We start from the raw sequence: 18,949 nt of genomic DNA on the forward strand, positions 1-18,949 counted from the left end.
AGGGGTTGGCGGGAGTCCCGTGGGAGTCCCGTTGCCTGCGGCGGTACGCTCGGGTCGTGCCTGCCTGATTGGATTTCGTCGTGGACGAGGATGAGCGCACACCCCACCCGCTGGCCGCGGTCCGCATCGCGCGCGGGTTCAACCGTGTGGAGTTCGCCGAGGCGATTCACGGCGCTGCTGGCCGTCGCGGACTTCGCTCTGGCGTCGACAAGGCCCGGGTGCGCAAGTGGGAGGTCAATGGCGTACGGCCCGACGCGGTCTCCCAGACCTACATCGCGGAAGTCCTGGGCATCCCGGCCGGTGATGTAGACCCCGCCGCCTGGCCTGCCTGGCTTCCCCGTGTCGATCAGGGTGTCGTGCCACTCGGCCCAGCCAACATCGTGCCCGCTCTGCGAGAGGCCCTGCACACCATGGACCGCCGAACCCTCCTCAGCGCGATCCCCGGATCCGCGCTCGTCATCCTGGCCGGAAGCTGGGCCGGAACCCAGCCCGTAGCCCTCGCGGCCGGCCCCTCGCGCCCGGGCGCTGCGGTGGGCGAGGACGTCGTAGCCCTGCTGGAGGAGACCAGCGCCCGCCTCAACGCTCTGGCCACCGAGCAGCGCCAGCACATCGCGCCCCTCTACGACGCCCACCTTGTCCGCGTCACCGACCTGATCGAGGAGCAGCGCTACACCCGCCCCCTGGGGGCGCGCCTGCACAGGCTCGCCGCCAGCCTCTCCCAGACGGTCGCCTGGATCCGTTTCGACCACGGCCAGCACGGCGCCGCCAGCCGGTACTGGATCGCCGGGCTGCACAACGCTCACGCCGGCAACGACCGGGACATGGGCGCGGCCCTCCTCAGTGACCTCGCCTATCAGGCCTCCTGGCGGGATGACCCCGTCACCGCCGCCGGCATCCTCACCAAGGCCCTCAGCCGCACCACCCATCCCGCCGCCAGCTCGCTGCTGCACCTGCGACTGGCACGCGCACACGCCGCGCTCGGCGAACGTCGCGCCACCCTGCGCTCTCTGAATGCGGCAGAACGCCTGCTCAACGCCGGGGGCACAGACGACACCCCCGCCTGGTGCTCGTGGATGTCGCCCGCCGACCTCGCCGTCGACTCGGGCCGGTGTCTGCTTGACCTCGGCGACACCACGCAGGCGCACCGCCTCATCGCCGAAGGCCAAGCGCTCCTGCCGGCCAGCCGCGACAAGACCCGCGGAGTCTTCCTGGCATACCGGGCGCAGGGCTATCTCAGCCGTCGCGAACCCGAAGCAGCAGCTGCCGACGCCCTCGAAGCCCTCCGCCTGGCCGAACGGATCGGGGCCCCGCGATGCGTCCAGCTCGTCCGAGACCTGGCTCCTGCTTTCAGGCCGTACCGCACGGCGGAAGGCGTGCCTGAACTGCTGCACGCCGTCGCATAGCTCGGAAAGGGCAGGCACTGTTTTCCGGGTCACCGGGAGACCTCCGACCGCCGCCGCACGCGCTCCGCGTTCACTGCGCGCAGGCCGCGGTACTGCTCCAGAGTCTGGGTGTAGACGGAACCTGCCTCGTCCGTCCGTCCGGCGTCTGCCATGCCCAGGCCCGTCAACAGCAGGGAGAGTGACCGCTTCAGGCCCTCGCCGGCGTGGGGCGGGTCAGTGTGAATCTCGGGTGCCGCTGTCACTGATGGGGCTCCGGGAGTCAGAGAGAGTGGTCAAGGACGGGGTGCAGGGCTGTCTCTGGGGTGGAGCGGACCTCCGTGGGTGACGCGGGTGACGGGACACCGGCTGGAGGCAGAACGGCATGTCGCAGACGCGCGGTCAGCGGGTGTTGCGGCGGCTCGCAGAGGTGCCGGCCGCAGTGAAGGGGAGCGTCCGTGCCAGGGCCAGGACAAGGTCGGCCTGGTAGCCGGCCGTACGGGACAACGGCAGGGGCTGGGGCCGGAGCGCCTCTTCGGCACGGTGGCACCAGGCGAGCAGGACGGCCTCAGTCTTCGCTCGCAGCTCGTGGAGCTGGTCGTAATCAGCGTCGGCGGCGAGGAGCTGGTCGTAGTGGCGCAGAAGCATGCCGGCGGCGCGTGTCGGGACGAGGAGGACCAGGTCCTGCCCCTTGCCGGATCCGGGCTGGCGCTGGATGTTCCGGGTCATCACGGGGATGAACGAGCGGATCTCCTTCGCGGCGGTCAGGAACTTGGTTTCCTCGTTCGTGACTGGAGTGCGCTCGGGGATGAGGTCACCGAGCACGTGACGCGCGTCCTCGAGAACGCCGATGGCTCCCTGGGGCGCGAGCCTGAGCGGGGTGGACGCCCATATCGGGACCTCCGGGAAGAGGCCGAGGCCACCGTGCCGGGCGGTGTAGTGGGCGCTGCTGGCTCCGGCCGGCTCCCACTCGCAGTCGTCGTCCTCCCTGCTGCCAGCGTCCGCTCTGATGTTGGGAGGGGCAGCCAGGAGGTAGGCGCCAGTCCCGAAGGAGGGGAGACCGACGCAGTCCGAGGGCGTCTCCTCGACGGTCAGGCCGTACTGGGCGGCCAGGTCCGCCATGACCGGGGCGAGGGCGGGCTCGGCGCGGGAGGCCATCGCCCATACGCCGCCGGTGTCGCTTCCGTGGAGCGAGGCGGTTAGGGCCGGACGCACGCGGTCGATCACGCTCATGAGGGCGCGAGTCTCCGGCATGGTCACGCTGAACGACGGTGCGGGGAAGGTCCATTCGGGCTGAGCGGCGGCCGGGGGGCGGTACAGCCCGCGGTGGTACGAACCCATCGGCGGCGGCCAGGCCCTCGACCACCAGTCCTCGTTGGCAGCGACGCCGTCGGGGTCGGCGCATCCCACGAGGTGCCAGGTGACCGTCTCGCGGTCCGCGGGGTGTTCGGCGACGTACCGGGCCAGCGCGGGGATCACCGCGAGGCCGATCGGTTCGTTCGGGTGTGGGGCGCCGATGACGAGGACGTGCTTGTGGCCGCCGGGGATGGTCAGCATGGTCATGGGGCGGCCGGTGCGGGGGCGGCCGATCTCGTGGAGGGTGCTGACCTTCGGGTGCTCGGAGGCGATCTTCCCCAGCTCCCGCTCCAGCTCATCGAGGGTGGGCGGCCTGTCGCCGATGTACGGGGCGAACGTACCGGCGGTCACGACCAGCCCTCCTGCCGGAGGCCGTCACCAGCCGGTGGGGCGGTCTGCTGGGCCGGGCGCGTCGCGTAGCGGTAGGTGTGGATGCTGCTGGACGCCGTGGCGTTGGCCGCGTCGTGCGGCTGCTCTTCGGCGTGCGGCTCCAGGTCCGGCGTGGATGCGGCGGCGATTCCGCCCGTGCTGTTGATCTCGTCAGCGACCAGGGCTCCGGCCAAGGCGAGACCGATCGCGTTCATGCCCAGGATCATGAGGCCGGGGACGGATTCGGCATCGAACCTCCCGAATCTGAAACCGGGGCCGGGTAAGCGTGCCTTGCGGATCACGGCTGCGGCTCCCTTCTGGAGGCGGGGCTGTTGAGGGTGGGGAGGAGGCCCCAGGCGGTGGCCAGGGCGATGAGGTGGGCGTCGGTCCGGGCAGCGCACCGTTCACGGAGCCCTTCGACGTGGTCAAGGAAGGGGCTGGTGGGACGCAGTGCGACGGGGAGTTCGGCATCCCTGCTGATGCCGGCGAGTACGCGCAGGACGGCGAGGTCGACCGGGACGAGGCCGGGGGCCTGCATCTGAACTGGCGGCGGGGGCAGATGGCCGCCAGCGAGCAGAGCCGCGGCCTTGAGGGCCGGGTTGGGGGCGTTGAGAAGGTTGCCGATTTGCCGCACGTGAGCCCGGACCGTGGTGAGGGACCGGGACAATTCCTTGGCGATCTGGGTGTCCGAGTGACCCGCGAGGAGGAGAGCGCCGACCTTCAGCAGGGTCGGGGACAGCGGACGCGGGCGGACCGCGGCTGCGGCGCGGCGTGGGTCCGGGGTCGTGGCAGATGCCTTCCTGCCTGCCCTGCGGGCGGGGGCGGCAGGAGGGAGCGAGCCGGTCAGGATCCGCTTCAGGTCCTCGACATAGGTCACGCCCCGGCCAGGGGGTACGGCCCAGTGGACGTCCCGGCCGCCGGTCCTTCCGATCGGAGGGATGCCTATGGCCGCGCCGCGCGGCATGACCCGCACCCCCAGGGCCCAGCGGCCGGGCGGTGCGGAGCCCGGCGGAACCAGGAAGACCCAGGTCTTGGTGGTGTTGTTGGCGAGGACCGGTCCCTGCCCGGGGCCGAGGGCGGCCAGCGCCGGCGCGGCTAGATCGGCGGTGACGCGGACGGCGTCGAAGTCCTCGCCGCAGGCACGGCGGACGGTCTCGCCGTTGGTCGGCATCCAGTCTGGCATCCAGTCCGGCGTGTCCCCGTCCCCCAGGAGCGATTGCGTGTGTGCCCTGGCCGTCACGATTCCGCCCCCGCCAGGCGGAGCGTGCTGAAAGCGCCGAAGCCTGCGAGCGCGGCGGTTGCGCCCAAGTGGCCGCCGTGGCTGAACGCCTGCGGGAAGTTTCCGAGCTGGCGGCCGGTGCGCGGGTCGTACTCCTCGGCGAGCAGGCCGAGGCCGTTGCGGACGGCGAGGAGGCTGTCGAGGACGGTGCGGGCATCGTCAGGCCGGCCGATCATGGCGAGGGCCTCGGCCATCCACCCGGAGCAGAAGAGGAACCGCCCCTCATCGCCGGGGAATCCGTCCGCCCCGACGTGGTCGCCGGCGGTGTGGTAGCGCAGGACGAACCCGTCGTCGGTGCCCAGCTTACGCTGGATCGCCTCGATGGTTCCGATGACCCTCTTGTCGTCGGCGGGCAGGAACCCGCAGAGCATGGCGTGCAGGAGAGAGGCGTCCAGATCCCGCGACCCGTAGGACTGGGTGAAGGCATTGAGGTCGGCGTCGTAGCCCCGCTCGCACACCTCGGCGTGGATCGTGTCGCGCAGCGCCCGCAACCGCTCCAGCGGCCCGTCGGCGTGGCCGGCCTCGATGGTGCGGATAGCACGGTCGATGGCGGCCCAGCCCATGATCTTGGAGTGGGTGAAGTGGCGCACGGGCCCGCGCATCTCCCAGATCCCCGAATCGGGCTGGTCCCAGACCTGCTCCAGTTCCCCGGCGAGCGCGACGATGACCGAACCCAGCCGCCGGGCCCAGCTGCTGTCCGCCTGGGCGAGTTCGTAGAGCTCCATGGCCAGTTCGCCGTAGATGTCGACCTGGAGCTGCCCGGCGGCGGCGTTGCCGATGCGGACCGGCGCGGACCGCTCGTATCCCGGCAGCCAGCCCAGCTCTATCTCCGGCAGCTCCGTTTCGCCGCCGACTCCGTACATGATCTGCCGCCGATCCTGGCCGAGGCTGGCCTGCACAGCCCAGCATGCCCACGCGAGTGCCTCACGCAGGTAGCCGTACTTGCGCAGGACGCCGGCGGTGAGCGCCCCATCGCGCAGCCAGGCGAAGCGGTAGTCGTAGTTCCGGACGCCGCCGATCTCCTCCGGCAGGGACGTGGTCGGCGCCGCCACGATTGCGCCCGTCGGCGCGTAGATGAGGGCGCCCAGGGTGAGAAGGGAGCGGACGACCGCCTCGCGGTCGGGGCCGGTGTAGGTACAGCGGGCCGCCCACCTCTCCCAGAACTCCAGGGTGAACCCCAGCATGGCGTCATCGGCGGGGGCGGGCGGCGGGCTGTCCGCGCCCTCCCGCCAGGAGAGGCCGAAGGCGACCGTCTGGCCGGCGGTGACGGTGAACTCCGCGACGAGGTCGGCACGGTCGATGTGCACGGGGACGGTGGCGTCGAGCCACAGCCTGCCGCCGTCGCTCTCCGGCAGGTCGATCGCGTGGCGCCCGTCGAACTCGACGATCCGGGGCACGACGCTTCCGTAATCGGGGCGGGCCCGTAGCAACGACCGCATGGTCATCGCGCCCGAGTGCCCGGTCACGACCCGCACCAGGCGCGGGGAGCCGCCGCCAGGGACCATGAAGTCGTAGACGGTGGCGCTGGCGGTGCCGTGGCTCCACGTGGTCTGCACGATGAGCGAGTTGCCCGCGTACTGGCGTCCGGAGGCGGGGACCGCGGTGCCGTCCATCAGCATGGTGGGCGCGACCTGCCAGAAGCCGTGCTGCTCGGTGCCCAGGAGGCTGGTGAAGACGGCGGCGGAGTCGTACCGGGGCATGCACAGCCAGGGAATGGAGCCGTCACGGCGGACCAGGGCACTGCCTCGCTGATCGCTCACGTATCCGTGGTCCTCGATCCACTGGCCAGCGACAGGCCAACGGTCCGCCGTGTGCTGGTGGGGGACGGCGGTGAGGGCGGTCACGCGGCCACCGCCCCGGTCATGGGGCGGTGCGGGGCGATGATCTGGCCGTCGGGGAGCAGTTCGCCGGTGTCCTCGAAGAGAAGGACGCCGTTGCACAGCCGGGTCCAGCCCTGCTCGGGGTGGCTCGCGGTCGGCCGGGCCGCCTCCCGGTCGGGGGAGTCAGCGGACGGGCACGGCGTCGGGTGCTCACACATGGTGGATTCCTTGGTGGAGGTGGACAGGGGAGAGGGAGGGAAGGGCCGTGGCCAAGGGCGCTGGGTTCAAAGGCCCCTCACGGCGACAAGCAGCCGGCCAAGCAGACGCGGGTCCGCCTCACCCGCACGGGGCTTCGCGACGCGCCCGGTCACGGCCGGCTCGCCAAAGAGCGACCGTTCCCGTCCGTCTCTGCGCGGCTCGCTCATGGGCACGAGACTGACCTCGGCCCACACGACCTTCCCGTGCCTGTCGCGGAGGGGGTAGTGCCCCCACCTGCTGCTCATGACGGCGACGAGGAGGACCCCCCGGCCGCCGGTGGCGTCGACGCCGGCCTGCTTCAAGACGGGCGGACGCTCGTCGATGTCCCAAACGGATACCCGGACCGCCCCGTAGACGATCTGAAGCTGCAGCTCGAAGGTCCTCAGGGGCGACAGGGGGGAGTACGGCGAGACCTGCTCGCCCTCCTCGGAGTGCTGCACCGCGTTCGTCGTCAGCTCCGAGACGATGAGCCGCACCGTCTCGATCACGTCGGCGGACACGCCCCAGCGGGAGAGGACGTCTATGGTGTGCAACCTCGCAAGGCCCACGGCGTTCGGGGTGGTGGCCAGCGTGAGCCTGTCGCTCGGGTGTGGTGCCTGGGACACGATGTGCCTCCCGAGTTGGAGAGGGGGCCGTCGAATGTCCGGGCCGGCGAGCAGCGTGTGAGCTCGGGACCACGGGGAGGGCAACGTTCGCCCTCGCAGACAGGAGCAGCAACCGCGACGGTGCACGCATGCGCGACGGGCGTGCGTGACCCTTCACGTATTTCCGGGTCCGTGGTCGACGGAGTCACGTTTTCTGACGCCGACCGGACAACAGATCAGTACGCTGGCGAGCGAGCCGGAAGGGAATCGTCTTCATGCGAAGTGGCCTTGAACCTCACGGTCCGTCCTGCGCACGGCGGTTACGCGAGAGCGGGGCCGAGAGCGGACGCTCAATCGGCGAGATCGCCTCCTCGATTCATGCGCATTGCTCGGTCTCTCGCCTGCGTTCGCAGCGTCTGGCCAGGGGCCTCACCCTTACCGGCGCTGTGGAACAGATCCGAGGGCTGGTCGCCGATCAGAGCGGAGCCCCGCGGGTCACCGTGGAGCAACTACGCCTATGGGAGACAGGAAAGCACCGGCCACTCCATGCAACCGTGCTCGTGCTGGCAGCCTTCTACGCTTGTTCACCAGGCGATTTGGACTTGGACGACGCCGGGGCGGTCGCGGGAATCGTTCTTCGGACAGGGTCCTCTGACGGATACCGCGCCGAGAAGCACAGCGTGCCTGACTTTGCAGGGCGCGCTCCGGCTGCTGCTGGGTCTCTCGCTGCCAGGGTCGATGCCGTACGCCGAGCGGTGGACCGCACCCTGGCCTCCGCCACGGTCAACTCAACGCAGCTGGACCACATTGACGAGATGGTCCTTTGGGCCAGCCAGGAGTACGTCTCCACGCCACCGGCCTTGATGCTAAGTCGTCTTCTGGACCTTCTCGCAGAGGTCCAGGAGCTAGCCGCGTCCCGGCAGCCAGCCACCGTTCAGGTCCGCCTCTCCGAATTGACAGCGATGATCTCGACGCTGACCGCGGACGCGCTCATGAAGCTCGGCGACCTTGTGCGGTCAAGATCGTGGTACGCCACGGCGCGTACCGCTGCGGACGACAGCGGGAACGTCGAGCTTCGTGCCCGCGTCAGGGCTCAGGCCGCGATGCTGCCCTTCTACTACGGTCCGACCGTCAGCGCAGTGAACCTATGCCGGGAGGCCAGGGTGATCAGTAGCAGAGCACGGACCAGCGCCACGCATGCCTTCGCGGCAGCAGCAGAAGCGCGGGCCCTTGCTAAGCTCGGCGCCCAGGCCGAGGCGGAGGCCGCCCTGCGCTATGCGGCCAAGGCGTTCGAGCACTTCGGCGGGGACTCGGCCACCGACGCCTTCGCCTTTCCGGCGCGCCGCTACCTGCTCTACAAGAGCGGCACGTTGACAGCACTCGGCCACACCCGCGAGGCACGCGTGGTCCAGGAGGAGGCTCTTGCTCTCTACCGGGACAAGAGCGGGATCGATCCGGCCCTGCTCCGGCTGGAGGCCGCGATCTGCTTTGCGCGGGATCGCAGTCCCGACGAAGCCTGCCAGCTGGCCGGCACCACCTTCCTGCGGATGGACCCCTCCCACCGCACGCCCATCGTGGAGGAAAGGGCCCGAGAGGTCGTAGAGGTCCTTCCGCCGTCGATACGTACAGGCCGAGCGGCGCGCGAGCTGCTGGAGATCATCGAGCTTCCGCCCGGCCCGAGGTGACAGGACGGGCCTTCGTCGGTAAGCCTGGGTGACATGAAAATCACGCCGGCCCCCGGTGGGTTCGACGAGTTCGAGATGTACCAGGTGCTGGAGCGGGCCTGCGATAAGGCCGGCCTCGACAGCCGTGATGCGCGTCTCCTCCGCGGTCACACCAACGCGGTTCTCCTCCTGGAGAAGGAGCAGGTGGTGGCCAAGATCGCTCGCAAGGGGACGGACGTCGACAGCGTCGCGCGTACCGTTGCCTTCGTACGCTGGCTTATGGAGGCAGACTTCCCCACAGTCCCTCTTCACCCTTGCGATCAGCCAATGGTCATTGACGGGCACGCTGTCACCTTCTGGACGTACCTGCCACAGCACGAGAGCCCGGTGGCGGCCTGGCAACTTGCAGGGCCCCTCAAAGCTCTCCACACCCTGCCTCGACCTCCGATCGTCCTTGCCGAGCACGACAACATCCGTGCGATCCGTCGCTCACTCACCGCGATCACGTGCCTCCCTGCCGCTTGCGTCCGGTATATGGAGGAAGAGGTGGACCGGCTCGAAGAGGCGCTGGAAGGAGTCCCGTTCGCCCTGGCCCCCGGACTGATACAGGGCGATCCTCAGCACCGAAACGCGCTGCAAATCGCCGATGGAACTGCGGTGTTGTGTGATTGGGACACGATTGCCCAAGGTCAGCCGGAATGGGATCTCGTCACCGTTGAGGTTCACTGCCGCCGGTTTGGTTACGGCCAAGCCCACTACCAGGCGTTCGTGGACGCCTACGGGTGGGACATTAGGAAAGGCGCTGGCTACTCGGTTCTACGCGATATTCGCGAATTGCGCATGGTTACGACGAATGCCCGGAAGGTGCGACATGCCCCCGATTCTCTGAGTGAGATTCAGCGTCGGGTTGACGGGCTCCGGAGGCGAGACGGGCAACTTCACTGGAACATCCTCTAGCTGTCCTTTCCTGCCATGGTTGGCGCTGCGGCTCCGCCCTGAGTCGGATCTGGAGTCCCGAGCAACGAGACCCTGTCTCAGGCACGGGCTGGCTACCGCTGCGTGCATTTCGCCGCGGGAGCTCCTGGCCGGCCGCACTACCGCTCTGCTGCGTCCCGGATTGCTGCCAGCCACTGGGCCATGAGGTCCTCGGCTGAGTCCAGCTCTCCGGGGCAGCGGAAGACGCCGGCCATGTGCTCCGTCATCACCTCGTTGAGCTGCCCAGCGAGGTGGTCGAAGGAGGGTTCCAAGCAGAAGCTGAGCACGTTGGCCGCGGCGACTTTGCTGACGCATTGGGCTGCCGTGATTGCTGCTTCGCCCAGGCCCAGCTCGTCGATTCTGGCGCGGATGGCTTGCTGGCCGGGGGTGTCCGGGAGCAGCAGGCCATGCATCAGGTAAATGCCGCCGCAGAAGCCCAGGACGCGGGCGACTTCCCGTGCGCGGGCCAGTCTCTCGGAGCTGACGGTTTCGGCTTCGGCTACCACGTCATGCTGCTGTGCCCCGCGTAGTACGTGCTCCAAGGTTCCGTCGCGCTCAGCTTGCTCGAAGGCCGCGGCCAGCGTCGCACCGTCCACTTCTGGCAGCAGCCCGGAGGCGGTCACCGCCTGCGCGAAGCTCTCCCCACTCACCTCCCCCTGGGGTAGTCCGAGCAGCGCGATGAGGTTGACCATGCTGCGCTGTCCACCGCGTAGTGGTGGCTGGATGTCCTGGCCGCTGTCGAGGATTGCTTCGCGCATGCGCGCCGGATGACCGAACGGTCCCGGCGAGCGGGCCAGGTACTTCTCTGCGTCGGCGTAGAGAACGTCGGTATCGGTGTCGTCGCGTGCCCGACGGGCCTGCTCGATCAGGCGTTGGACAGGACTGCGGCGCAGGGCCCAGACGAGGGCGTCACGGACGGGCTCGAAGGGCGGCTCCGGTACCGGCTGGCGGGAGTGCGCTCCTGGGGTACCGGCTCGCATGTACCAGGCCAGGACCGTGGCGCGTAGGTCCTTGCCCTGACCGCTGCAACGTGTCAGGACATCGGCGATCTCCACGGTGCGGGGGTCCAGAACGGATGATGAGCCGCGGCCTCTGCCCAGCGCCTTGCGGGTGTGCCGCGGCAGCAGGCAGGCTCGCCGCCAGCGTTCCAGCTGCGCCGCTGATGTGGCCAGGCCGCGGTCGTGGAGGTGCCTGAGCAGCTCCTGGTCCGCGCGTGAGGTGTCGTCGCGGGTCACTTCCGCACCTTAGAACCCCGCGAAGTGTCGTGGGGCGGGAAATTCAACGTCTGGCTCAATGGGGCCGCAGGGGCGGAAGTGGGCGACTTCACTGGCGTCTTGCGGTCCCTGCGCTGTCACGCGACCGGGTCCCCGGGGCACGTGCGATGCGAGCAATGGGCAGAGGAAGCGAACTCACCGACATGCTGAACGATGTGATCACTGGCTCGATCGCAGAGCTTCTGGGGGGCTGCGCCGTGGTCGTGGCTGTGGCCCTCGTCGCACGGGCCCGCCGCCGTCGCGGTGACCGGCACGGCACCGCAACGGGTGGAAACGGGGCAGCGACGCGACCCGCCCGCACGTACACCCTGATCGGTACGCGGGCCCCGGACGGTCACGTGGTCCAGCTTCCCAGCAGTCGGCCTGCCGGCACCGTCATCACCTGGCAGGAGCCGTCGAGCGTCCGTCGGCAGCGGTTCGAGCTGACGGACGCGGTCCTCACCGACGGCACGTACGCGGCGGAACCCCTCGACTGGTACCGCTGAGCTGTCCGGGACCGGCTACTTCCGGGAGTAGCTGGAGGGCGTCGTGCGGTTGCCGGCGACGATGCCGACGACGACGGCCCGGTCCACGGTTGCTCCCTGCGGCCGGTGGGTCGTGCTCCACACGCTCTCTTCGAGTCGGAGGTTGCCCTTGGTGCCGGTCTTGGAGGTGAGATCGAGGACGAGGAGTTGTCCGAACGGGGCGTTGGTGTTGCTGTAGTCGGCTGTCTGCGTGAGGTAGCGGCCTTCCAGGTACTGGCGGCTGTTGTCGGAATCGTCCTTCTTGATCTCGGTGAGGTAGCGCAGGCTGGCGAAGTGCACCATGACGTCGGCGCGGCCCATGGCCACGTCGACGGGTTCGACCATCACGGCGTTGTGGAGCGGACCCATTTGCAGCCATTGGTGAAAGTCGCGCTGGAGGTCGGCCTCGACCGGCTTGCGGGCGTTGCTTCCTTCGGGTTTGCGCCGGTAGTCGAACAGGGGAGGCTCGTTCTTCTTGCTGCTGCCGACGAGGTTTGTGCGGGTGAGGTCGGAGCGGCTCTTGAGGAATAGCAGGGTCTGTTGCACGAGGGCTGAGAAGGTCCTTCTGGTCTCGCCGGTGAACGCGGGATGCTCGTGCAGGGCTTCCATGAGTTCGTCGAGCTTGGGGACGATGAGTGGGTCTGTGGCTTCGAGACGGGCGACGTCGTTGTCGTGAGCGATCCCCTCGATGGCGAGGAGCTGGGGATCTTCAAGGGAGGCGGCGATGCGCAGCGCCTGATCGGTTCCGAGGAGGACCAGCAGGGTTGGGGCCCGGCGCTGCAGGCGGGTCAAGAGGGCCCGGTCGGGGTCGTCGTCCTCGGAGTGATCTTGGCCTGCCGAGGGGCTGGCGTCGCGGGCGTCGCGCTGTGATGAGGTGTTCTCGATCGCATTGAGCAGGGCGTTGGCGGTCTCCGCGTCGAAACCGCTGTCTGCGTGACGCTCGGTCTCTTGGGCGGCTCGGCGTAGTTGTGCGAGGAAGGCCTGCTGGCGCAGGAAGCTGTCTTCGATCACTGGTTGGACCAAGGTGGCGAGCCCGTGGCCGCTGTCGCCGGTCATCGGCTGGACGGTGCGGCTGGCCTGGTATGCGGCGAGAACCGTGCTCAGGGCCTGCCAGCCGTCCAGCCAGGCATCCTCGTTGAGGGCGTTGGCGGCGCCGCGCAGTTGCAGGACGAGCTCGTGCCAGGCGATCTCGGCCGAGCGTCTGGGTTGGAGCCAGGCGGGGTGGTGGGTACGGTGGATCCAGGCCTCGCGCCGGTCGAGGAGGTTTGCGATCCGATCTGCGGCATCGGTGATGGCGTTCGTGTCGTGTCGGCTGAACGCCATGATCGCGTCGCAGACTGCTGCGAAGGTCTCGGCGTCGTGGCGGGCCTCGTCGGCCTGGGTGGCGCTCGCGAAGTGCCTGCGGGCCTGGACGAGGTGGTTGGTCACCTCACCGACGGTCCTTGAGGATAGTGCGCGGCGCAGCAGGTCGCAGCCGAGTTCGAACATGGCATCGGCGTCAGCGGCTTCGTCATGCGTGAGCTGCACGAGGAGGTCTCGGACGCTGTCGGCGATCGTGTCCTCATGGGCCCAGCGGTCGAGGGTGAGGCCGAGGATTCGCGGGAGCCGCTCGAGGAAGTCCTCGGGTCCGTCGGCAGGGACGTCTTCGAGGGCCTGCCACACCTTGAAGGGGCTGACGGCTTCGGCGATCGCCAGGCGTACGGCTCCTTCGAGCCGGGCGGCGGCCAGCAGCGGCATCGTTTCGATGCGGGCCAGTAGGTCGTTCAGGAGGGCTGTGGTCAGCGGCTTTCCGAGGGCTTTGGCGGCCGGGGCGCTGTCGAGCAGGGCGTCGAGCGAGGCGGTGAGGTGGAGCACGCTGGGTTGGGTGGCGAGGCCTGGTGGAAGGGTCGTTGCGACGGTCTGCCACCGTGCGTCCCCGCGGTTGTAGGCGTCCGCGACGGCCTCGGCGAGGAAGGGTGCGAGGGGGCCGGCGGCCACTGCCCCGGCTTGGCCCACCACCGTGTCAGGGGACAGTCCGATGGCGGGGAAGGTGATGGGCTCGCTGCCCGCGGCCAGTTCAGTGAGCCGGTCGGCGAGCTGGAGCATGTCCTTCGTCCTTCCTTGTGCCGTGCCGGAGGTGGGTCACCACAGCGGGGCGCCTTCGGCCGCCTGCCGGATGGTGTCCTTGGGGAGGGTGGCGTTGGCGAGGTCGAAGTCCGCCGTGGTGAGTAGGACCTGGAGCTCGCTGTCGGCTGCGACCGCGGCCAGTTCGCGGAAGAGTTTATGGGCATCTGCGGACTGCATTTCCTCGGACTTCGGGCTGTCGATCAGCAGGAGGCCGGGGTGCGTGGACACGCCGTTGCGTCGGCCGATCCTCAGGAGGGCGATGGCGACCGCGACACGTAGCCGGAGTTTTGCGCCAGCTGTCTGGCCTTGGAACCATTCCTGTGCGCTGCCGACGGGGTAGATCTTCAGACGGGCGGCGCGGTCGATGGACACGGACTCCAGAGAGGGCACTCCGAACCGGGTGGCGAGACTGGCGATCTCCGCGTTGATCTCTTCGAAGAGCTTCGCGGCCGTGGCCTTGCTGTCACCGTCAAGCAGGCTGGCAGCAGCAGCCAGGATGCGGATAGCCTTCTCCTCCGCTTCGTCCGGAAGGGACTCCGGCGGGACCTCCAGCACGCTGAGTGCGCCTTCGAGGCGCAGTACGGCTTCGTGTGCGGCGACCCGCGCCGGCAGGTCGGCGGCCGACTGCGCGCGCCGCAGCTCTGCTTGGGCCTCCTCCAGCTGGCCGGTAAGCCGCCGAACTTCGGTTTGGGCCTGCTCGCGTTCGGTCTTCGCGGCTTCTTCGGCCGCGGTGGTGGCTTCGAGTCGGGACTCGGCTTCGGCGGTCACACCCTGCGGGTCTTCGTCATCACCCACTACCTCCCTGGCACAGACCGCACAGGTGTGCGCCTGCCGCTCTTCGCGGCGACGCTCGTCGTCGATGGTCTGGTCGCATCGAGGGCAGCTCGTCGGGTTGAGTCCGTGGAACAGGACGCGGGCGGTCGCGCTCTCGGTGACGTCGTTGAGGAGTTTCGCCGCGTGCTGCCGTTCCGTGCGCGCCCGGCGGAACGTGCGGTCCGCTTCCTCCCAGACGTCTTGCGCGTCGGCCACGACTTGCGCGAGGTCCATGGCGGTGTGCGCGAGGTCGACCAGCGAGACCTCGCTCGTACCGCTCGGACTCAAGCTGGCCAGAAGATCTTGAGCCTTGCCGAGTTCGTCCTGGAGGCGGGCCCGCTCGGTCGTACGCGCGGCAGCCGCCGCCTCGGCCTCCTTGCGCCGTGCCTTGATGCCAGCGACCCGTACGTCGCGGACCGTCTTCACCCGGGTGAGAGCGGCGGCAGCCGGCAGGTCGAGGAAGACCTGCAGGAGGCGTCCCGGCAGGCCGTCGGTCATGACGTCGCCCATGAGCGGCTTGTCGGCGCCGGTGGGGAGGTAGACCGCTCCGAAGTACGCAGGCCATCCGTGCGTTGTCGTGCTGGTCTCCATGCGGCTATTGAGGAGGGGTTGCAAGTCCATCCGGCCCAGCATCAGCCCCGCGATCTGCTCCGCGTAGCTCGTCGTGCTCGCTGCCCGGAGTAGGGGTGTGATCCCCCTGCCGGGGTCGGGCGCGCGTACTTCTTCGAGCGCGGTAATGTCCGGTCCGGTCAGGACGACGGCGGAGGTGATCTCCCCCTCTGCGAGGTCCAGACGGAACGCTATGGGAGTGCTGGCGATAGTCGCGTCCAGATCGACGTGCCGGAGCCAGTGGCGAACCCGGGTCTGCAGGGCGTCCCGCCAGGTTCCGCGCAGGCACCACGTCACCAGCTCCAGTACCGAACTCTTGCCCCGGAAGTTCGACGCAACGAAGGCGGTAAGGCCTTCTGAGAAGTCGAGCGAGGTGTCGAACGGACCTGGCTGGACGTCGCCAGTCCGCTCCCCGGCCAGTCGCAGCCGGTGCACGCGCAGCGGGCGGGCGCGGGCGGGCGAAACGACGAGGGGCAGACCGTAGGCCGCGAACACGTCACGGACGTCGTCGACAGGAACGTCCGCCTTCTTCGCGATCCTGTCCTCCAGGGCCACCTCGCCCTGTGGTGCACTCATGCCTGTCCCCCTCCGTGCGTCGCGAGTTCCCGGCGAAGTTCTGCCAGGCGCCCTCGTGCTTTCGCGCTGAGTGACTGGATTTCCTGTCCCCGCGGTGTCTCCGCGTATTCGGGGATCCTGTACTGCATGTCCTTGAGTTCGCTGCCCCGCCTGTCGCCGGCGAGCGCCAGGACAAGCCCGACCCGGTCGACGTAGTACGCGAAGGCCGGCGCTTCACGGATGATCTCCCGCACGACATGGCGGCCGTGCTGCAGCAGGTAGTAGTCGTGCTGACGCACGCGCTCGATCGTTCCCCGCCGCTGACGGATAATCAGACCAGCGCTCCGCAGAACTGCCAGGGCATCGTCCAGCCACCCGTAGGCACCGAAATGGTGGCGAAGCATCGGATAACGGCGGACCTCGGGTTCTTCGGAGTCCAAGATCGCTGCGGCGTGCTCCAGGAGCTCAAGCTCGCCGGTGGCCTGGTAGCCGTTGAGGAGTTCGTTGGCCAGGAAGTCCGGGTTCCGCAACCAGAAGTCGAGTTTCTGCAGCTTGACCTGTGTCCGCATGACCCCGACGGCTTGCTGCAGGGCGGGCTCGGCCTGCTCCGGTAGGGACAGTGGCTCGCAGGCCCCGTCGATCAGCAGCAGAATGCGGACGGCGTCCTGCTCGCGGCTGGTCGCCGGGCCTTCAGCTTCCGTGCCCGCTCCGTTGTGATCCATTGCGCCAGAGTAGTGAGCCGTACACGCTCTGCCCATGGCGTCTTCGGATTCCTGCCGCAAATCGTGACACCTTGGCGTTCGAGGGGGGCCAGGCGCGGTGATGGAACAGCACGCTGCCGACTGGCTGATGCTGGGCAGGCAACGGGTTCAACGAAGCTGGAGGCGCGGTCGCCGGCTCTCCCGGAAGACGGAATGCCGACGCCGGGCCTGCGGAGTGCTCGTCAGCCCAGGCGGAAGAAGACCGCCACGGTGGCATCGTCCCGATAGTCCTCCGCGGCGTCGGCTGCAACCGCAGCACCGGCCAGTTCCCCCATCCGGTGGACACTCGTCGGCTGCCCCGGCTGCGCACGCGAATACCGCGGACGCATGTGGCGCCGATTCGTAGGCCGTGGCCGTCTGTCCGGCCGTCATCAGCCCAGGCAGCCTGCCAAGCTCCATCCCGATGTGCATATCGCCGCCGTAGCAGCCCTTGCACGTCAAGCGGCGCGCAACTTCGTGGTCGCCATTTCGACGCCGGCTTCCTACGAGTAGGTGCGCGGTGGCGCCAAGGGGCGAGGTCGGGGTTCGGCATCGCTCACGGCAGACGAAACTTCCGGAGTGGGAGTGGAACCCTGCGTAGAAGCATGTCAACCTACACCTCCGTCCCTCTTCTAATTGCCGCAGATGCCTAAGGGCTTGCAGATCATTAACACGTTGTCTTGATCTTGCTCTCGGGATCGCTGCTCTGGGCGAGGACCCGAGCTTGGAGGGGCGCGAGGGCTGCGGGTGGGGTGGTCGCCGGTGGGATGACGATGCCGCGTGCTCCAAGCAGTTTCCTGATCTTCAGCAGGGTGCGGTGCATGGCTGTGCGGCTGCCGCCGAAGAGCACGGCGAGGGGTTCTGCGGCCAGGGCGAGGTGCAGGTGGAGCACGGTGGCCAGGACCTGGTCGGCGAAGGCGAGCCGGGGCGGACGGCCGCGCCGGTCGCCGCTGTCCGGGGCGAGAGCCTTTGTGAGGTCATTCAGTTGCTTCGGGGACATGCTGGTCAGCGTGGGGTCGGTCAGCAGTGCCTGGTTCCACTCCGGCTCTGGTGTGTGTGGGGCCCGGGCCGCCGGGACGGCCGGGGCCGGCTGGGGGTGCAGGACGTAGTTCCAGTCGCCGTGGAAGCCATGGCGAGTCAGTGGCAGAGCCGCCATCTCCGCGTCACCGATCTGCACTCCGGTCGGGTAGGTGCTGGTGTCGAGTTCGGCATGCATCCGTAGTCCGATGCGGGTGGTCGTTGCGGCGATGGACTGGACGATGACTTCGTGGCTGGTCAGCGGGCGGCCCCGCCAGTTCATGGTGATGTGGGAGAAGAGCCGGTGTTCGACCTTGTTCCATTTCGATGTGCCCGGCGGCAGGTGGCAGACGGTGATCGTCAGGCCCGTCTCAGCGGCGAGCCGGGCAAGTTCGAGTTTCCAGGCCCGGGTGCGGTAGCCGTTGGAGCCGCCCGCGTCGGCGGTGATCAGCAGCCGTGTCGCCCGCGGGTAGACGGACTGGCCCTGGCCGTGCCACCAGCGGCGGATCGATTCCACCGCGAATGCGGCCGTGTCGTGGTCGGTACCGACGTTGACCCAGCCGGTGTTCGCCGCCAGGTCGTATACGCCATAGGGGATCGCTCTGCCCAGCTTCGGGTCGGCGAAGTCGTGCATGTTCACCGGCACCGGATCACCGGCCGGGCGCCACTGGCGGCCGTCGGTCTTGAACGCGCCCACAAGTTCCTTCTTCTTGGTGTCCACGCTGATCACCGGCTGGCCGGCGCCTTGGTGCTCGCGGGCTTCCTCGTTGAGGTAACGGAACTGCGCGTCCCGGTCCACGTGCCGGCTGCCCTCGAGGATCTTGACGTTGGCCTGCAGGCTGAAGCCCTCCTCCCGCAGCAGATCGGCAACGGTGTCCGCACTGACCCGGTGCCCGGCCCGGGTCAGTTCCCGCGCCAGTACGCGGGTCGACTTCACCGTCCAGCGCAGCGGCGACATCGGATCACCCCGCACATCCGGCTCGACCAGCGCCAGCAGCGCCGGCCGCAGCCCCGGATCGACATCGGCCACTCGTTTGCGGCCCCCGCCCGGACGCCGCACCCGCCCCAGGGGCTCCTCACCGGCCTCGAGCTCGAACACACCCTTGCGGACCGTCGTCTCGCTCACCTCGGCCGCCCGGGCGACGGCCCGAACGCCGCCATGCCCCAGCACCCGGGACTCCGCGGACATCAACAGACGCCGCTGCCGCTCGTCCAGATGCGGGAACAACTCCGCGAACTTCACAGAGAGTTGGCTACGGGTCTCGCCCAAAATGCTCATACCACACCAACGAGCCCCAGAACAGGAAGCAACACCTTGATTCCCTGCAAGCCCTTAGGGAATGATCCGCAGGTCAGCGTGCGGGTTCCATCGCGGCCATCTGCTCGTCGTGCTCGCGCAGCATCCGCATGACGGTCGCGGGCGAGGGGTGTTGTCCCTTCTTCTTGCCCGTGGTGATGACGAGCCGGGCGGCGATGTCGCGCAGGCTCATCTCCTGCTCACGCAGGTGAAGGGCCATGGAGAGCATGTGGTCGTCAGTGACGCCCGCGCCGCCGATTGGCGCCCCATTGCGGGGCAACCAAAACGGCAATGGGGGGAGGGGAGGGGAGGGGAGGGGAGGGAGCTCCGCCGTACGATTTTGAATCTCTT

General features: G+C 68.8%; 16 protein-coding genes. 4 read left to right on the forward strand and 12 right to left on the reverse strand.

Translation table 11 applies throughout. The annotated features are described in order from the left end of the window. Positions 1 to 80: 80 nt before the first annotated feature. Positions 81 to 1,403 carry an XRE family transcriptional regulator gene (locus tag ACIPXB_RS01040; RefSeq protein ID WP_401442865.1) on the forward strand — a complete coding sequence of 441 codons (1,323 nt, stop codon included), beginning with the start codon at positions 81 to 83 and terminating at the stop codon, positions 1,401 to 1,403. 378 nt (positions 1,404 to 1,781) lie between these two features. Here ACIPXB_RS01040 and ACIPXB_RS01045 read toward each other — a convergent pair whose 3' ends face one another. From ACIPXB_RS01045 to ACIPXB_RS01070, 6 genes are all read right to left on the reverse strand, one after another. After that, entirely contained in the window at positions 1,782 to 3,086 is a 1,305-nt protein-coding gene (locus ACIPXB_RS01045; protein ID WP_401442867.1) for a M14 family zinc carboxypeptidase, read from the reverse strand. Then, positions 3,083 to 3,319, reverse strand: coding sequence for a hypothetical protein (locus ACIPXB_RS01050; RefSeq protein ID WP_401442870.1), 237 nt, complete (start codon positions 3,317 to 3,319; stop codon positions 3,083 to 3,085). The genes ACIPXB_RS01045 and ACIPXB_RS01050 overlap by 4 nt, the downstream gene beginning before the upstream one ends. An 83-nt stretch (positions 3,320 to 3,402) precedes the next feature. Then, the gene (locus tag ACIPXB_RS01055) at positions 3,403 to 4,287 is read right to left on the reverse strand and encodes a hypothetical protein (protein ID WP_401442872.1); all 885 of its coding nucleotides are present in this window, start codon (positions 4,285 to 4,287) and stop codon (positions 3,403 to 3,405) included. A 53-nt stretch (positions 4,288 to 4,340) separates the two neighbouring features. Beyond that, a complete protein-coding gene (locus ACIPXB_RS01060) occupies positions 4,341 to 6,161 on the reverse strand; it encodes a glycoside hydrolase family 15 protein (protein ID WP_401444365.1) in 1,821 nt (606 codons plus the stop codon). Between the two features lie 62 nt (positions 6,162 to 6,223). Beyond that, a complete protein-coding gene (locus ACIPXB_RS01065; RefSeq protein WP_401442874.1) occupies positions 6,224 to 6,421 on the reverse strand; it encodes a DUF5999 family protein in 198 nt (65 codons plus the stop codon). 66 nt (positions 6,422 to 6,487) lie between these two features. Then, complete coding sequence (locus ACIPXB_RS01070; protein ID WP_401442876.1) at positions 6,488 to 7,066, reverse strand: ATP-binding protein; 579 nt, start codon at positions 7,064 to 7,066, stop codon at positions 6,488 to 6,490. Positions 7,067 to 7,800: 734 nt separating this feature from the next. Between ACIPXB_RS01070 and ACIPXB_RS01075 the strand changes: the two genes are divergently transcribed. Beyond that, on the forward strand, positions 7,801 to 8,730 hold the full coding sequence (locus ACIPXB_RS01075; protein WP_401442878.1) for an XRE family transcriptional regulator: 930 nt from the start codon (positions 7,801 to 7,803) through the stop codon (positions 8,728 to 8,730). Between the two features lie 33 nt (positions 8,731 to 8,763). Further along, positions 8,764 to 9,666, forward strand: a complete 903-nt coding sequence (locus ACIPXB_RS01080) for a phosphotransferase family protein (RefSeq protein ID WP_401442881.1) — start codon at positions 8,764 to 8,766, stop codon at positions 9,664 to 9,666. 137 nt (positions 9,667 to 9,803) lie between these two features. Here the strand turns inward: ACIPXB_RS01080 and ACIPXB_RS01085 are convergent, their stop codons facing one another. After that, positions 9,804 to 10,919, reverse strand: a complete 1,116-nt coding sequence (locus ACIPXB_RS01085; protein ID WP_401442884.1) for a hypothetical protein — start codon at positions 10,917 to 10,919, stop codon at positions 9,804 to 9,806. Positions 10,920 to 11,074: 155 nt separating this feature from the next. Here ACIPXB_RS01085 and ACIPXB_RS01090 point away from each other — a divergent pair, with 155 nt between their 5' ends. Continuing rightward, on the forward strand, positions 11,075 to 11,443 hold the full coding sequence (locus ACIPXB_RS01090; RefSeq protein WP_401442887.1) for a hypothetical protein: 369 nt from the start codon (positions 11,075 to 11,077) through the stop codon (positions 11,441 to 11,443). A gap of 15 nt (positions 11,444 to 11,458) precedes the next feature. Here ACIPXB_RS01090 and ACIPXB_RS01095 read toward each other — a convergent pair whose 3' ends face one another. The 5 genes from ACIPXB_RS01095 to ACIPXB_RS01115 all read right to left on the reverse strand — a co-directional run bounded on the left by ACIPXB_RS01095 (position 11,459) and on the right by ACIPXB_RS01115 (position 18,818). Continuing rightward, positions 11,459 to 13,546, reverse strand: a complete 2,088-nt coding sequence (locus ACIPXB_RS01095) for a hypothetical protein (RefSeq protein WP_401442889.1) — start codon at positions 13,544 to 13,546, stop codon at positions 11,459 to 11,461. 36 nt (positions 13,547 to 13,582) lie between these two features. Next, the gene (locus ACIPXB_RS01100) at positions 13,583 to 15,565 is read right to left on the reverse strand and encodes an ATP-binding protein (protein ID WP_401442891.1); all 1,983 of its coding nucleotides are present in this window, start codon (positions 15,563 to 15,565) and stop codon (positions 13,583 to 13,585) included. Continuing rightward, a complete protein-coding gene (locus ACIPXB_RS01105) occupies positions 15,562 to 16,266 on the reverse strand; it encodes a hypothetical protein (protein WP_401442893.1) in 705 nt (234 codons plus the stop codon). Before ACIPXB_RS01105 ends, ACIPXB_RS01100 begins: the two co-directional genes overlap by 4 nt. Positions 16,267 to 16,951: 685 nt before the next feature. Further along, complete coding sequence (locus tag ACIPXB_RS01110) at positions 16,952 to 18,580, reverse strand: ISAzo13 family transposase (protein ID WP_401442895.1); 1,629 nt, start codon at positions 18,578 to 18,580, stop codon at positions 16,952 to 16,954. 73 nt (positions 18,581 to 18,653) lie between these two features. After that, complete coding sequence (locus ACIPXB_RS01115; RefSeq protein WP_401442898.1) at positions 18,654 to 18,818, reverse strand: hypothetical protein; 165 nt, start codon at positions 18,816 to 18,818, stop codon at positions 18,654 to 18,656. Between the last annotated feature and the right edge of the window lie 131 nt (positions 18,819 to 18,949).

Origin of the sequence: Streptomyces sp. NPDC090022, from assembly GCF_044748145.1 — a bacterium.
Classification (GTDB): domain Bacteria; phylum Actinomycetota; class Actinomycetes; order Streptomycetales; family Streptomycetaceae; genus Streptomyces.